The sequence below is a fragment of the Vicinamibacterales bacterium genome (assembly GCA_036504215.1).
Classification (GTDB): domain Bacteria; phylum Acidobacteriota; class Vicinamibacteria; order Vicinamibacterales; family Fen-181; genus FEN-299.
The window spans coordinates 1-13,863 of sequence record DASXVO010000078.1 but is presented as its reverse complement, the minus strand read 5'-3'; the positions used below and the strand labels follow the sequence as shown (position 1 = coordinate 13,863).

At 65.3% G+C, this 13,863-nt stretch carries 18 protein-coding genes; 7 read left to right on the top strand and 11 right to left on the bottom strand.

Going from position 1 to position 13,863, the window contains the following annotated elements:
* Nucleotides 1–1,230 (bottom strand): hypothetical protein (locus VGK32_20990; GenBank protein HEY3384242.1); only part of this gene is annotated, 1,230 nt, incomplete at its 3' end.
* Between the two features lie 189 nt (nt 1,231–1,419).
* A complete protein-coding gene (locus tag VGK32_20985; GenBank protein HEY3384241.1) occupies nt 1,420–1,965 on the bottom strand; it encodes an FtsX-like permease family protein in 546 nt (181 codons plus the stop codon).
* Between the two features lie 114 nt (nt 1,966–2,079).
* Here VGK32_20985 and VGK32_20980 point away from each other — a divergent pair, with 114 nt between their 5' ends.
* The 4 genes from VGK32_20980 to VGK32_20965 are packed head-to-tail and all read left to right on the top strand — an operon-like array spanning nt 2,080 to nt 4,557.
* Nucleotides 2,080–2,313: a hypothetical protein gene (locus tag VGK32_20980; GenBank protein HEY3384240.1), complete on the top strand. Its 234-nt coding sequence runs from the start codon at nt 2,080–2,082 to the stop codon at nt 2,311–2,313.
* Nucleotides 2,306–3,373, top strand: coding sequence for a 3-oxoacyl-[acyl-carrier-protein] synthase III C-terminal domain-containing protein (locus VGK32_20975; GenBank protein ID HEY3384239.1), 1,068 nt, complete (start codon nt 2,306–2,308; stop codon nt 3,371–3,373). Before VGK32_20980 ends, VGK32_20975 begins: the two co-directional genes overlap by 8 nt.
* Complete coding sequence (locus tag VGK32_20970) at nt 3,370–4,251, top strand: 3-oxoacyl-[acyl-carrier-protein] synthase III C-terminal domain-containing protein (GenBank protein ID HEY3384238.1); 882 nt, start codon at nt 3,370–3,372, stop codon at nt 4,249–4,251. Before VGK32_20975 ends, VGK32_20970 begins: the two co-directional genes overlap by 4 nt.
* An 18-nt stretch (nt 4,252–4,269) precedes the next feature.
* Nucleotides 4,270–4,557, top strand: coding sequence for a cytidylate kinase family protein (locus VGK32_20965; GenBank protein ID HEY3384237.1), 288 nt, complete (start codon nt 4,270–4,272; stop codon nt 4,555–4,557).
* 15 nt (nt 4,558–4,572) lie between these two features.
* Here VGK32_20965 and VGK32_20960 read toward each other — a convergent pair whose 3' ends face one another.
* The 6 genes from VGK32_20960 to VGK32_20935 form a co-directional block, all read right to left on the bottom strand.
* A complete protein-coding gene (locus VGK32_20960) occupies nt 4,573–5,217 on the bottom strand; it encodes a trimeric intracellular cation channel family protein (GenBank protein HEY3384236.1) in 645 nt (214 codons plus the stop codon).
* Between the two features lie 63 nt (nt 5,218–5,280).
* On the bottom strand, nt 5,281–5,712 hold the full coding sequence (locus VGK32_20955) for an ester cyclase (protein HEY3384235.1): 432 nt from the start codon (nt 5,710–5,712) through the stop codon (nt 5,281–5,283).
* A gap of 244 nt (nt 5,713–5,956) precedes the next feature.
* A complete protein-coding gene (locus tag VGK32_20950; GenBank protein HEY3384234.1) occupies nt 5,957–6,370 on the bottom strand; it encodes a Rieske 2Fe-2S domain-containing protein in 414 nt (137 codons plus the stop codon).
* Entirely contained in the window at nt 6,363–6,698 is a 336-nt protein-coding gene (locus VGK32_20945) for a ferredoxin-thioredoxin reductase catalytic domain-containing protein (protein ID HEY3384233.1), read from the bottom strand. The genes VGK32_20950 and VGK32_20945 overlap by 8 nt, the downstream gene beginning before the upstream one ends.
* An 11-nt stretch (nt 6,699–6,709) precedes the next feature.
* Nucleotides 6,710–6,955 carry a glutaredoxin family protein gene (locus VGK32_20940; protein ID HEY3384232.1) on the bottom strand — a complete coding sequence of 82 codons (246 nt, stop codon included), beginning with the start codon at nt 6,953–6,955 and terminating at the stop codon, nt 6,710–6,712.
* A 12-nt stretch (nt 6,956–6,967) separates the two neighbouring features.
* Nucleotides 6,968–7,291, bottom strand: coding sequence for a Rieske (2Fe-2S) protein (locus VGK32_20935; GenBank protein ID HEY3384231.1), 324 nt, complete (start codon nt 7,289–7,291; stop codon nt 6,968–6,970).
* 371 nt (nt 7,292–7,662) lie between these two features.
* Here VGK32_20935 and VGK32_20930 point away from each other — a divergent pair, with 371 nt between their 5' ends.
* Genes VGK32_20930 through VGK32_20920 form a run of 3 tightly spaced genes read left to right on the top strand, consistent with a single transcriptional unit; the run spans nt 7,663 to nt 8,832 of the window.
* Nucleotides 7,663–7,929: a hypothetical protein gene (locus VGK32_20930; protein HEY3384230.1), complete on the top strand. Its 267-nt coding sequence runs from the start codon at nt 7,663–7,665 to the stop codon at nt 7,927–7,929.
* Nucleotides 7,926–8,201 (top strand): hypothetical protein, encoded by a 276-nt coding sequence (locus VGK32_20925; protein HEY3384229.1) that lies wholly within the window; start codon nt 7,926–7,928, stop codon nt 8,199–8,201. Before VGK32_20930 ends, VGK32_20925 begins: the two co-directional genes overlap by 4 nt.
* A 40-nt stretch (nt 8,202–8,241) precedes the next feature.
* Nucleotides 8,242–8,832, top strand: a complete 591-nt coding sequence (locus VGK32_20920; GenBank protein ID HEY3384228.1) for a hypothetical protein — start codon at nt 8,242–8,244, stop codon at nt 8,830–8,832.
* Between the two features lie 269 nt (nt 8,833–9,101).
* Here VGK32_20920 and VGK32_20915 read toward each other — a convergent pair whose 3' ends face one another.
* The 3 genes from VGK32_20915 to VGK32_20905 all read right to left on the bottom strand — a co-directional run.
* A complete protein-coding gene (locus tag VGK32_20915) occupies nt 9,102–10,154 on the bottom strand; it encodes a type IV toxin-antitoxin system AbiEi family antitoxin (GenBank protein ID HEY3384227.1) in 1,053 nt (350 codons plus the stop codon).
* A 770-nt stretch (nt 10,155–10,924) separates the two neighbouring features.
* Nucleotides 10,925–12,244 (bottom strand): WG repeat-containing protein, encoded by a 1,320-nt coding sequence (locus VGK32_20910; protein ID HEY3384226.1) that lies wholly within the window; start codon nt 12,242–12,244, stop codon nt 10,925–10,927.
* Between the two features lie 1,259 nt (nt 12,245–13,503).
* A partial coding sequence (locus VGK32_20905; GenBank protein HEY3384225.1) for a hypothetical protein occupies nt 13,504–13,863 on the bottom strand: 360 nt, incomplete at its 5' end.

Here is a 13,863-nt window from a genome sequence, read left to right as displayed (position 1 = left end):
CTTCGGCAGTTGCTTCGCGACCGCTTCGCGGACGGCCGTTTCGTGCCCCGACACGCCGTAGACCTCGACGAGCGGCGCCAGGTTGACAAACGGGCCGTGGGGCGCGTCGGGGACGTGGCCAAGGCCCGAGCCGACGATGCCGGCGCCGGTCTTGGGCAGGCCGGCCGCGGCACGGAGGAGCGCCGTGAGCCCCGCGACGTCGGCGCGATCCACCGTCTCGACCGGTGTCTGCATGAAGAGCACCGGCAGCGCCACGCTTTGCACGATTGCCGCGGGCCACGCCGTCGGCACACGCAGCGTGGATGTCGATTGAACCGTCACGCCCGCTTCGCGCGCGCGTTCGGCGAGCCAGGTGCTCGTCTCCGCAAGGACGGGACCGCCGCCGAGGTTGCCGACGGCCCCGCGCGAATCCGGTTCGCGCGCCGGCTGGGCACGGGTCACGACGATGACGCGGTCGGCGGCCACCTCACGGGCCAGGCGCGCCGCGCCGCGATCGCCGAAGGCGCCTTGTGTCGTCCAGGCCACGGTCAGGGTGCCCGCGATCTTCGGCGCCTCGCGCTGTTCCATCAGGAGGCGAAGGAGCACGTCCGCCGACTGCCGCACCTGGGCAACCAGCCCCGACAGTCGCCCCCCGGTTAGGACCGTCCCTCGATCCCGAAGCGTCACCGTGTCGAGCAGTTGCACACCGAGCGCGGCGACCTCGTCCGCGGACTGCGCGCCGACATCCACCCACACGTCGTCCAGGCTCTTGGCCGCGGTCGCCACGTCGCGGCCTCGCTGCAGGTGGGCCGAGACGCTCCCGGCCACACCGGGCACCACCTTTCCGCTCGTCGTCCGGATACACACCGGCTGTCCGTAGATGAACTGGTCGAACAGCTTGAAGTTGACGCCCGTCGTCACGCGGTGGAGCCGCAGGTACCCGTCGCGCGTGACGTCGGACACGAGGTAACCGTCTTCGTCCACGCTGGTGGTGATGAGGAGGTGCGGCTGACCCTGGCCGATGGTCACGATCAGGTTCCCCGTCTCGTCGACCCGGGGCGTCGCCCACCGCGGGATGTTCTGCCGGATGGCGGCGATGACATCCCTCTCGAACCCCGACACGGCTTGCGCGTTGTGAATCGGGTCGAGAGGAGCCCGGAAGTCGGGGGTGCCCGGTTGTTGCGCGGCTGCGCCACGACCGAAGACCAGAAGCCCGGCGAGGAGGAGACAAGCGCGGTGGCGATGATTCATGGGGTGAAATGATAGCGCCTTCCCACCACACGAACCTCGATGTCTTCGATTACCTGGTGCCCGAGGATCTCGTTTGGGCCGCCAGGGTGACAGCCGGCTTCGTCTGCCACACGACAAGTTCGGGCGCTTCGCCCCGCCCGCTGAGCGCGGCGACGGCCACGTTCAGCGGGCAGGGACGGTCAGCGTCAATCACTCGGCGCGCAGGGCGCTCATCGGATGCACTCTTGCCGCACGGAGCGCAGGCACGAGCGCGGCGACGAGCGAAACGACGGCGACGACGGCGAAGACGATCGCGTAGCTGAACTGATCGTGTGCGCTGACGTTGAACAGCATCCCCGCCAGGACGTCCCGGCCGATCGTCGCGAGCAGGAACGCCAGGGCGAAGCCCAGCGTCAGGCCGAGCGCGATCTGTCGTCCGGCCCGGCGCAGCACGATGGCCACGATGGCGCGGCGATCGGCGCCGAGTGCCATGCGCACGCCGAACTCCTGGCGGCGCTGGTTCACCGAGAAGGACATGACGCCGTAGAGGCCGACCGAAGCCATCAGGACGGCCACGAGGCCGAACGACGAGAACATCCCGGCGATGACGCGGTTCTGCGCGAGCGCGCTGTCGTAGTGCTGTGCCGGCGTGCCGACATAGTAGAGGGGCAGGTCGCGATCGACGGCCGGCGCGGGCGCGAGGCCGGAGACGACGGCCGCCGCCACCTGGGACGCTATCCGAGAACCGACACGCAAGTTGCGGCGTTCGCGAGGCCGACGGGGTTTTCGGTGCCGACATGGGAGTCACACCGTGCAGGATGCAATGATGCAGGATGTGGCCCCACGCGTCTTGCGCATGCGGAGTTCATCATGGCGTTGAAGATCCGGAACGAGGACGCCGGCCGCGTGTCCGATTGGCGACCGCGCCAGGCGATCACCCGCTGCGGCGTGCGCCTCGTAGCCTGTGACTGCCGCTATGATATGAGCAAAGCCAGAGGCGAGCTCGGCTACCGCCCTCAGGTATCGTTTTGTGCCGGAGTGCGCGAGCTTGCGCGAGCGGGCACGGATGTCGTGCCCGCGGCCGCCGGGTATTCGGATGCCTGACAAGCTGAAGATCGAGAGTCTCGGCCTCTATCTCCCCGACCGCGTCGTCACCACGGAGGAGATGCTGCGCTCGTGCCGGCGTCGGCCGCGTTGGGATCTCGAGCGCATTACCGGCATCCGCGAGCGGCGCGTGGCCGTCGGCGAGTATGCCGCCGACCTGGCGTTGAAGGCTGCGGAGCGCGCCCTCGCCATGTCCCGCTACAAGGCCGCCGACCTGGATGCCATCATCTGCACCAGCATCTCCAAGCACCATCGCCCCGACGAGTTCAGCCTCGAGCCGGCGACCTCGGTCGTCATTCGCAGGGCGCTCGGCGCCAGCAAGGCGCTGGTCTTCGACGTCGTCAACGCCTGCGCCGGCATGCTCAACGGCATCTGGGTGCTGCAGGGGCTCATCCGCGGCGGCGCCGCGAAGTGCGGCATGGTGGTGAGCGGCGAGCACAACATGCCGCTGGCCGAGACCGCGGCGCGCGAGATGCGTCACAGCTTCGACGGCCAGCTCGCGGCGCTGACCCTCGGCGACTGCGGCGCGGCGGTCATCCTGGACGCCTCGACCGACGACCGCATTGGATTTCACTGGCTCGACCTCGTGACCGGCGCCAAGCACGATCACTTCTGCTATTCGCAGCCGTCGAAGCGCGGCCGCGGCGGCATCCTCATCACCAAGGCCCGCGCGCTGCAGCGCAAGGGCGCCGAGCATTTCCCGTTCTACCTGAAGCAGGCCCTCGACGCGTCGGGCTGGAGCCTCGATGACGTGCACCACGCGATCCCGCATCAGGTCTCCGTGCGCGCGGTGCAGACGGGCATCAAGGTCGCACAGCGGTTCATGGGCACCGAGCTTCCGGACTGCTTCTTGTGCTGCGCCGAGAAGTACGGCAACACCACGACCACGAGCCACTTCCTGGCGCTACACGAGTTCATTCTGCGGGGCACGATTGAGCCGCGTCAGAACATCCTCTTGATCAGCGGCGCGTCGGGGATCGTGATCTCGCACGCCACCTTCACGTTCGACGACTTCCCGGCGCGTTATCGGGCCCACCTCCAGAAGGCGGGTCCGGCATGAGGCGGAGTCGCATCGAGGCGATCGGGACGAGCGTGAACGGCCGGTATCTGAGGAAGTGTGGCTCGGTCAGGCGGGCGGTCGAAGCGGGCAGGCGCTGCCTGGCGAGGTCTCACTATCACCGCGCCGACGTCCGCGTGCTCATCAACACGGGCACTTATCGCGACGGTCACGTCTGCGAGCCGGCCAACGCCTGCTACATTCAGCACGGCCTCGGCATCAACATCGAGTTCCAGGGCCGCCGCACCCTCGCGTTCGACCTCTTGAACGGCGGCTGCGGCATGCTCAACGGCGTGCACGTGATCACGACACAGATGCGGGCCGGCGAGGTCCAGGTCGGCATGGTGGTGTCGAGCGAGGCCAACCGGGACCGCCGCCCCGATCCGGCCTACACCTACCCGTCGAGCGGCGCCGCGGTGCTCCTCGACGTCTCGCCCAGGCGGGATGTGGGGTTCGGAGCCTTTGCCTTTCAGACAAACGAAGAGCACGCCGAGCTCTTCCAATCGGTCGTGAGCCTCGAGGAGAAGCGCGGACGCATCGTGCTCACGCGGGCGTCAGATCTCGAACACGCCTACACGGCGGCCGTGCCCGGCGTGCTCGACGAGGTGCTCGCAGCCGAGCGGCTTTGCCGCGACGAGATCGACCTGGTCGTACCGGCGCAGATCTCGCCGGCGTTCGTCGGGCGGCTGCCGAGGGCGATGGGCATCGAGGCCGGCAGGATCGTCGATTACACGGCGAGCCTCCCCGACACGCACTCGACGTCGCTGTTTCTCGCGCTCGACCGCCTGCTCACGGAGGCGCCGCCGAAGCCGGGAACGAAGGCGGTGTTCCTGGCGTTCGGATCCGGCATCACGGTGGGCGCTGCCGTCTATCGTTTCTGAGCCGCGGCCGACGGACACATCCTCGGTGGCCGGTCGAACGTGATCCGCGTGTTCCTGCATGCGCCATTCGAGACGCGCGTCAGGCTCGCGATCGAGGAGTACGATCTGGCGGACGAGCCTGCGGCCATGGCGCTGGTCCGAAAGATCGACGAGCAGCGTGCCGAGTTCGTCCGGAGGATCACGGGTCGCAACTGGTCCGATGCGACGCTCTACGACGCGTCGTTGAACACGGCCCTGACCGGCCTGGATCGAGCGGTGGATCTCATCGTCGACCTGGTCGGCCGGCACACGGGCAGCAGTTCCTGACAACCGGCGCCCGCGTCACGAGGACACCGGCAGCCTGGCTGGCGGCAGGTTCCACCCGCGTCGAATCGCGATGAGACGTATCCCAAAGCAAAGGATCGCACCCGCGATCGTCGTCGCCGTCGGCGGCCAGTGCAGCAGGTGCCCGCCGACGACCACCCCGGCGCCGGCGAGCGCCGCGAGGGCGTAGAAGTCGGCTCTCAGCACGACGGGGATCTCGTTGACGAGCAGGTCGCGCAGCACGCTGCCCCCGATACCGGTCAGCATGCCGAGCAGCGCCGAGGCCAACGGGTTGACGCCGTACGCCAGCGCCTTCTGCGTGCCGGCCACCGCGAACAGCCCGAGGCCCGCCGCATCGAGCAGCAACACGATCGGACGGAGCCGCCGGACTTCCGGGTACCACGCAAACGTCACGGCAGCCGCCAGCAGGGACACGGCGACGTAACGCCAGTCGTTGATCGCGGCCGGCGGAAGGGCCCCGACGAGCACATCCCGGGTCACGCCGCCGGCGTTGCCGGCGACGAACGCCAAGACGCCCAAGCCGAATACATCCAGCTTGCTCTTCACGCCGGAGGCCGCGCCGCTGAGCGCGAAGACGAACGTCCCGATCAGGTCGAGCACGAGAAGAAGCGTCGCTGTCGACAGCGCGAGCGGAGGCGTCATGTCGAACCACCTTGGTGGCGAGCGGTACTTCCGTCACCGGGCATGCGAGACGGCCGGGTGCGCTCAGAGCACGCCGATTTGCCGCAGGAAGCCCACCTGGTCGTAGAACAGATTCTCTTCGACGATCTCGCCATCCTTCCAGCGCGCGACCGTGCAGAACTCGAGTTCGAACGTCTTGCCCGTCGCCTCGTGCACCTTGCCGTCGAGCCCCGTCCAGGGGCCGATCATCTTCCCCTTCCACCTGGCAATCGTGCACGTCCAGTCGCCCGAGCCGAACATCACGCGATACGGGTTGTTGTCGAGGTGGTTCTCGATCGACTTGAAGAACGCCTCGGACTCCGTGTGGTGGGCGTCCCGACCGCGCGTCGGATCCGGCTGGCCTGGCCAGTACACTTTCGTGTCCGCCGAGTGCCGCTTCCGAAACACGTTCCAGTCCTGCGCGTTCCAGGCATCGTCCAGGGTCTTCATCCGCTGCAGATTCTCTTCAGCGCTCATGTGTCACCTCGCTTCTACGCAGCCGGACCATCCGGCCGCGTCACAGAGCGTCGACGGCCGAGGCCGCGACGCAGCCTCCAGCAGTCATGCACACGCACGCACCGGAAGAAGCGCTCGGAGCTGCCCTCCGAGCGCGACAGTCTCGACAGCCCTGAAATCCCCGGTGCCCTCGGTTCTAGACGAAAGGGCATCGTTCGCGGTAGACGAACACGGCCGCGGGCGAAGGAAGCGCTGGATCGACTCGTCAGGAACGGGCCACTCGAGCTTCGGCAACCAACACCCAGCCGTCTTCCACTGTCGTCTTGTGGACACCGATCGATTCGGTGCGAACGTGCTGCATCAACATGCCGACGTTCCGGAGAAACGCGCCCAATCGTGGTGGCGCGACCTCGCCTCCCAGGTGGGGCGGCACTGGGCCCGAGACCGACTCTCCCGTGATCACGTCGAACTGGGCACAATGCATGGCGCAGGTGAGGATTGAGCCGTCGAGTGTTCCCATCTCGAGCGGCGCGTTCATGTGCCCGCAGCGGCGATCGACGGCGTAGAAGGTCCCGCCGCAATTGCAGACGACGATCTCGAGGCCGTTCACCACGACCGCCTTCATGCCTCCGGCGGCCACCTCATCGGTCTTGATGGCCCGGATGAAACTGTCATTCAATGCCCAACTCCTTCGCCGATCGCTGCGGCAGGCTGTCTGGGTCGGTCACGTCCTCGTGCACGTACAACCCGCACCAGCAGCGTCTCATGGCGTCAAAATGTTTCCGGTGAAACGGAATGCACGGACAGACGATGCGCATGTTGCGGTCGCGGTCGGGCGTCAGCGGCTGACAGGGACAGAAGGGGATGCCGTGCTTGCCTTCGAGCATCACCTCCTGCTCGAGGAGGAAGTCCGCCAGGTCGGTGTCCGGCGTGAACTTGAAGCCCATCGGCTCGACGACCCGGCTGAAGAAGAAGCGGAGCGCCTGCTTTCTGGATTCGGTGTTCATGCGGCCCCACCCTACACGCCCAGGACTGTTGCGTAACGGTCCGGCTGGTATCCGACAATCACGGTGTCGTCAATCCGCACGAACGGGAAGCCACTGGCTCCCTCCGCGTCGAGTTCCCGCATGATCCTCGCCTGGGTCGCGGTGTCGGCGAGGTCGTAGTCGATGAAGTCGTACGGGATGTTGTGTTCGGTGAAGAACTTCTTGGTCTTCCTGCACCAGGGGCAGGTCGACAAGGTGTACATCGTGACTTTCTTCATTACGCCCTCCTCTCAGTCGAGTTTCACGAACAGGCTGCCCCCCTCGGCCTTGACGAGGTAGACCGCCAGGCCGAGTTCCGGAGCATCGAGGAATCGTCCGGTCCTCACATCGAAGCGCCAGTCGTGGCACGGACAGGTCAGGGTATGGCCGTCGAGGCTCCCGGTGAAGAGCGGGCAGGACATGTGCGCGCATTTCCCGGACACCGCGTACACGGTTCCACCGACGCGCGCGAGCACGACATTGATCCCGAGCGGATACACGGGCGCCGTGCCGCCTTCGGGCAACTCCTTCTCTTCCATCACCCGGATCCAGCTCGTCGATCGAGTGTCGTTCATCGGATCCTCCCCATAGTGCCGGAATGAAGGCGCGAGCGCCGCTCGTCGCGGAGGGGGCCGAGGAAGGCGTCGTCGCCCCCGGACCGCGCAGATCTGATAGTAAGCCCAAAGCCTGCGACACGGTATGGTTGGTTCCTCCCACCTCTCCGGGACCTACAAACTGCGACAACAGCCGGTAGTTCTTCTGCTCGTGACGCACGCGCCCTCAGTCGTCGCGCCTTGCCGGCTGGGCGCATCGTCGCCCTCGGTGCTGCGCCGCGACTTCCACCATACGGGCTGCCAACCCTGACGATGGCGACGATGGGGACGTCCGCCTCCTGTGGCCGGCTCTCGACAGCGGTTGGACCGACGGCGCTGGTATAATCGCGGGCGTGGTGCAGACGCCGCTCAGCCTCGACACGTCACCGGACATCGAGCGCCGACAAGTCGAATCGTGGCGGCAGATGTCGCCGGCGCAGAAGGCCGCACTGGTGACGGGCCTGACCCGCGCGGCCTGGGAGATGACGTCTGCGGGAGTCCGGCAGCGACACCCTGGCGCGACGCCTCGCGAGCACTTCCTGCGGGTGGCTGTCATCGTGCTGGGGCCGGATCTGGCGCGCCGGGCCTACCAGGACGCGGCCGCGGTGATCTCCCGATGACGGCGGCCATCGATCCGATCGAGACGGCGCTTCTGGTTGTACGCCAGCTGGACGCCCTGCACATCCGGCACACCATCGGGGGCTCGATCGCCAGTTCCTTCGCCGGAGAACCCCGCTCCACGGTCGACATCGACATCGTCGTCGCCCTCGAGGAACGGCACATTGACGCCCTGGTGGCGGCTCTCTCGGCGGAGTTCTACATCGATGCCGACTCGCTGCGTCGCGCCGTCCGGACGCGGTCGAGCACCAACTTGATTCACCAGGCCACGTAGCTGAAAGTGGACCTGTTCGTCGCTGGCGGCACACCCCTCGATGCTCGCCAACTGGCCCGCCGGATGCCGGTCGATCTCGGCGACGGGAGGTGCCTGTACATACACCCGCCCGAGGACATCCTCCTGCAGAAGCTGCGTTGGTATCGCCTGGGGGGGGCGGCATCCGACAGGCAGTGGCGCGACATCGCGGCGATCGTCCGCGTTCAGGGCGCGCGGCTGGACCGCCCTGGCGAATTGCGTCGAGGAACCGTTCGACCGCATCGCGTTCATCATCCTTGGTACAAAGGCGGGCAAGATCTCGGCCCAGAAGGTGCGCACCCGCTTCGCTGTAGTCGACGCCAGCGTCGAGCACTTCGTCGGTGAACCGCCGCTCACCATCTTTCTCGTAGTCCTCTACGATGGCAGCGAAATCGTCGAGATCCTTTTGTCGAGCCGCAGGCTGATCGAGATAGGAGACGATCTTCAGCAGCGTCAGGACGACGAGTGGAACGACCTTCCCCACCAGTCCCCGGGCAAGTTCTCGCTCGACGGCGTCCTGGAAGACGTGATCGAAGCCGACGAGGCTCATCCTCGTTTCGGCACGCGGCCAGTCCAAGTACCGGTCTCGGCGTGCTCGAGCACCTGCGGGTAGCAGGTCGATCCGCGCGCGGCTGGGCGAGATCCAACGGTGCTCGCGGCGCGGGTCTTGGCGCCACCCGCTGGCGATCAGAGGTTCCGTTAGGCGAGGCAGGTCGACCAGATCGAGTGCGACGACCAGGTCCACGTCCTCGGTCATTCGATACTGGTCCTGGACCCACAGACGGTACGCGACCGCGCCGATGACGACGACGTCCACGGTGAGCCGGTCGCAGATGTTCTGGATCTGACGGACCGCGTCGGCCTGTTCTGCCAGGAGCATCATCATTGCCCGAGGTACTCCTCGCGAAGCTGATCGGCCGCTTCGAGAGATCGCGGCTCGCCCTGGTGGAGTAACTCGGCGTAGATCAGCCACGGATGCGCCACCCAGATGTCCCCCACCTGGCGCCATGCGCAGTAGCTGCTGAAGGCACGCAAGAGCACGATCGGGCCTTCCCGATCGGGAACAAGGCGTAGTTCCCGCATCAACTCCGGCGACGGAGTCGTGCTGAACACCTGGATCTGGTCGTCACGGTAGAAGTGCTGCAGCGCGTAGGCCGCCTGTCCTCCCGTGACTGCCCAAACCAAGTCGGTACGCTTTGCCAAGCGGCCAAAGTGCTCGAGCAGCAGTTCCGGCGAACGCTCAGGCGCCCTGAAATGCCCGATGACGAGATGCGACCGGAGGATGCGGGTGTACCCGTCGACGAATTGGTCCGCCAAACGCTTCCGATCGGCGAGGCGATAGGTGCCTCGCTGATGCTGCAGGACCTTTTCAGCGACAAGACGTTGCCGGGCCGCTGCCGCCGCGGTTCTCCCGATTCCGGCCGCTTCGGCGAGGGCGCGAACCGGCCACGCCGCCGACGCCGCGTCGGCCAGCAGCGCAAAGAGGATCTGGATCAAGGCCGGGCTCGGTCGACGCGCCATCGGAGCGGGCTGCACAGCCCGGCGCCCCAGAACCAAGATGTTGTGATCGTCGCCGAGCTTGAGATGGATGTTTCCCGCACGATCGACGAAGTTCACGCCCGCCTCGACGAGACGCTCGCCGGTCGGGCGAGGGACGTAGCGGGCCGCCAGCAACAGCGGCAGCCGGCGCTCGCGCTGAAGCCGGAGATGCTCGGCAATCAGCCCGCTGGTCGCGGCACGGTCGAGGAAGGTGCGCTTCACTTCGAGGCCCAGCGTGAATGTCCGTCTGGGTGTGCGAAGCGTAACGATGCCGTCGACCTGGCGCTCGCCCCGCTCCGTCTGCCAGTCAATCCGAAGGTCCCGGATGAACGGAAGATCGCGGATGTGGTCAAGGTAGCCGGCCAGATCCGGTTCGCGATTCCTGGTGCGCTCCATGGCCGTGATTATCGCATGTCCGTTAGTAACGGACAAGGCACAACACCGGACACATCTCCGCCTTTTGTGTGCACCGAGGTCCTAATCACCATGCCGACGCCGGGGAGCGGCCCGTTCTCGAGAGTGGCTTCTATCAGGGAGACGACGTCGCAGCCGATGGGGGATGTTCGAAGGCGGCGACGCAAGGTTCGTGGTGAGGTTGTGGTGAAGTCTGTGGTGAGATGTGGTGAAGTTGGCTTAGCTCGTCCGTGTAAGTTGTTGAAAGGATTGGCTCCTCATGTAGGACTCGAACCTATCCGCCTCCGCTTCGGAACCGGTCGCCTGGTGCGGGTCCGAAGCTCCGGCGAGACCTCGCCGTAGCTCACGGCTGGAGCACGCGACGCCGTGAGCGGAGGCGGGCACCCCCCCGGTTAACAGGCGTGTCGAAACGACGATCTGAAGCGATCAGACCCTATCTTTACTGAGGGCCATTGATCTGAAGCGATCTCTTGCGATCCGCTGCGACGTCCGCAAAAACCCAAATCAACCCAAGCGACGGCCCGTCGCCCGGAGGTTACGTTAGGCCGATCGCTGCCCTTGTGGTGGTCTCCCCGTCGGCCGTCGTCGCAACATCGAACCAAAGCCTGGGCCAACGTAGCGGCACGCACGCTTGGGCGCCGGCAGCGGTCTGAGGTAGAAGTCCGGCCGTCCGGGCCGCCCGCTGTCAACGCCGGTCCAAAATCTGACATTTCCGCCGGGTGAAGATCTGACAGACCGAGGTCCGGCCTCTACTAGTCCCTGCTGGCATAACCCCACTTGCCGTTGACAACGACTGGCGCCAGCCCCTCAGAAGCTTCCTTCAATTTGATGCCCCAGTCGTCGAGGACATACGGACCGATGACCATGGTTCCAGTCTTGTCCACGTATCCGTATACGCCTACCGCGCCGCTGCGGCGTGTCAATCCCCTTTGACGATAGCCCGTCGTGTCGATCACCACGGCAAGCCCTTCGGAGAATCGGTGCGCCCCATTGAACGTGGCTGGAATGGCCATCGCGCCTGCCTTGTCGATGAAGCCCCACTTGCCGTCCTGCTCGACCGCTGCCAGGCCTTCGGAGAAGACGAATCGTTGCATCTGGGATGGATGCACTACGGACTGCTGGTAGGGATATTCCAGCAGTAGAAAGGACTGATCAAGCGACGGAGATTGAACAATCGCCCCGTTCGTGTCGAGGAAGCCCACCTTTCGTTTGCGTACCTCTGAGCCCAGGAACTTGTCTTTCGCGGACAAGAACGCGGACCGACCTTCACTGAATCCCAATAGCAGCGTACTTGAGGCAGAGAGCCCGTCGACCACGATCTTCCCGGTCTTATCGATCATCCGGCAGGTCAAGCGGTGGCAGACTATCGCGCGCCCTTCACTGAATTCGTTGGCCCAGTCGAAGTACTCGTCGCCAACCGACTTGATCACGACCGCTCCCGTCCTGTCGATGTAGCGATACTGGAAGGCGCCCAGCCCCCAAGGCACGGTGACCGCCGCCAGCCCATCAGTGAAGACACTAGCGCGCTTGAACGTCGGCGGGATGACGATTGACCCAGCTTTGTCGATAAATCCCCACTTGCCGTCCAGCGTGACTGCAGCGAGCCCTTCGGTGAAGCGCCGGGCATCTTGGTACCCGGGAGCGACGACCACCTTCCCGGCTCTGTCGATGAATCCCCACTTGCCGTTCTGCTTGACCCTCGCCAAGCCTTCCGAGAACGACTCAGCTTCTTCGAACGAGGGAGGGATGGCCAAGGCCCCCGCCTTGTCGATGAATCCCCACTTGCCGTTCTGCTTGACCCTCGCCAAGCCTTCCGAGAACGGCCACGCGTCGTCGACCTGCGGAGCGATCCGCATTTTGCCGGCGGCCGAATTCGCTGGCGACGGTCCCGCGTTCGCCTGAGAGACCGCCATCGTTTGGGCGGTGGCTGCTGCGCTGCTGAGCCACAGGACCAGGACGACGACTACGCTCCGCAGCAGCACAAGCGTGGGCCCCCAAGCCTTGTACTGCCCTTTCACCATGAGAGCACACTGCCCGGTATTTTCGACTTCACCATTCCTCTCTTTCGTCATGATATGGCCCCAAGCTCTGATGTGAGACGGTCACGAGGGAGGACTGCGGTGATTCCTCCCGCCTGTAGCAGTCGGTCGTCTGGAAGCCGCTATCCGACGGCTTCATCACCGGGTGTCCCCCGGTTACTGCGCGCCACGGCGTCCCGATTCAGTTGCTCGACAACAACGTATTGCCTGCGCTTCTTGGCCTCGACAAGGACGGTATTATAGACTGGAGGTCCGGACACATCTACGCCGAGTTGCAGAACAGCCCGCCAGCCAATCCGCCGCTCCAGAGGTTCTTGAACCACCGCGTAAGCATCGTGAACTGACGAATGGACGACACTCAGGCAGGCGCACGATCGCGACAACAGGAAAGGCCATGGGATGCCTTCGAACATCGTGATTCCGGACAAGCTGTTCGTCGCCGTTGACACGCCGTCCGAAGCCGAGATGGAACGAGGCTGCGCGCCGTGGGTCTATGGTCAACTTCAACCGTTCCTGAACCAGCTACCTTGCCTGCGAGATCTCCAGCGGGTCCGCCTACGGTGGAAGAGCCGTACGGGCTCACATCATGCATTTGGCACCTTCCGGGCGTACCCTCGGCACTGGTGTAGCCGATAGCACTCTGCCAACCAACTCCGGTTGAATTCGTGATCAAGGTCCACACCGCGGCTTCGGTCCCACTCCCCCTTGTTCACCTTCACCATCTTGCCTGCGACGCAGGTGATTCCGTCGTTCGACAGAAGGTAGGGCGGGTCTGTCCAGACGCAATCGACGCTCTTGTCGGGGAGCGTCGGCAGAATCTCGAAACTGTCCCCGTGGTAGAGCCGGGAAGCTCCGTCGCCGGCCTGCTTTCGTCGCTGCCAGTAGGCGTCTCAGGCTCGTGTATCGCGGCCCCTGCATCGAGCCCGTTGTCGTGTCTGCGAACGGGATCGGGCCAATCGGCTTGGCTGGTTCACTGAACACGAGACGGTACTTTCCTTCGTCCCCGTATGGCTCGATCTGCTTCACGGTCGCGGAAGTGAGTAATCGCCGATACGGGCGCGGTCTGATAGGCCGCAATGTACTTGATGCGGTTCAGCATGCCCCCGCCGATTCTGATCGCGAACCAAGCATGTTGGCCCAGGAACACCTCGTTGAATCCTTCCGCCTACCTGGTCGCCTCTGGCCTGGCCGACCAGCCGACGCCCATGCCCTGGTTCGGCGGCAAGACGCTCGCCCTCCGGTTCGCCTGACCGCCGGCGCGTTAGCCAATTCCCGCACCGTGGAAATCGAGGCTAGCTCACAGTTGGAATTCCGCCCACATCTTCAGATACTTCTTCGACCCAACGGTCAATACGTGCCACTCCTTCGCGGCACTCGCGAGCGGCATCGCCCATCTGGTAGTGGCTCGCATATCCCAAGACCGCGCGAAGGTGGCAGGCGGTGGCCATAGCGAGCGCCAGCCGGGTGAACCCGATCGTTTCAAGCGCAATGCGCCTCGTGAAGACGTCACCTATAGTGGACCCCGAAAACTGGACAGCCGCGTAAGTTAAGATCGTCGGCCCGGAAGAGGGAGTGCCGACGATGGCCAAACGACGACTGCACAGTGCGGAGTTCAAGGCGAAAGTGGCGGTGGCGGCGTTGCGCGGGGACCG

Excerpts from the sequence above, each read along its gene's own strand:
- VGK32_20960 (HEY3384236.1), bottom strand. The coding sequence starts at position 5,217 with ATGACGCCTCCGCTCGCGCTGTCGACAGCGACGCTTCTTCTCGTGCTC.
- VGK32_20925 (HEY3384229.1), top strand. The coding sequence starts at position 7,926 with ATGACGGCGGCCATCGATCCGATCGAGACGGCGCTTCTGGTTGTACGC.
- VGK32_20980 (HEY3384240.1), top strand. The coding sequence starts at position 2,080 with ATGGCGTTGAAGATCCGGAACGAGGACGCCGGCCGCGTGTCCGATTGG.
- VGK32_20955 (HEY3384235.1), bottom strand. The coding sequence starts at position 5,712 with ATGAGCGCTGAAGAGAATCTGCAGCGGATGAAGACCCTGGACGATGCC.
- VGK32_20935 (HEY3384231.1), bottom strand. The coding sequence starts at position 7,291 with ATGAACGACACTCGATCGACGAGCTGGATCCGGGTGATGGAAGAGAAG.
- VGK32_20975 (HEY3384239.1), top strand. The coding sequence starts at position 2,306 with ATGCCTGACAAGCTGAAGATCGAGAGTCTCGGCCTCTATCTCCCCGAC.
- VGK32_20920 (HEY3384228.1), top strand. The coding sequence starts at position 8,242 with ATGCTCGCCAACTGGCCCGCCGGATGCCGGTCGATCTCGGCGACGGGA.
- VGK32_20945 (HEY3384233.1), bottom strand. The coding sequence starts at position 6,698 with ATGAACACCGAATCCAGAAAGCAGGCGCTCCGCTTCTTCTTCAGCCGG.
- VGK32_20915 (HEY3384227.1), bottom strand. The coding sequence starts at position 10,154 with ATGGAGCGCACCAGGAATCGCGAACCGGATCTGGCCGGCTACCTTGAC.
- VGK32_20910 (HEY3384226.1), bottom strand. The coding sequence starts at position 12,244 with ATGACGAAAGAGAGGAATGGTGAAGTCGAAAATACCGGGCAGTGTGCT.
- VGK32_20970 (HEY3384238.1), top strand. The coding sequence starts at position 3,370 with ATGAGGCGGAGTCGCATCGAGGCGATCGGGACGAGCGTGAACGGCCGG.
- VGK32_20940 (HEY3384232.1), bottom strand. The coding sequence starts at position 6,955 with ATGAAGAAAGTCACGATGTACACCTTGTCGACCTGCCCCTGGTGCAGG.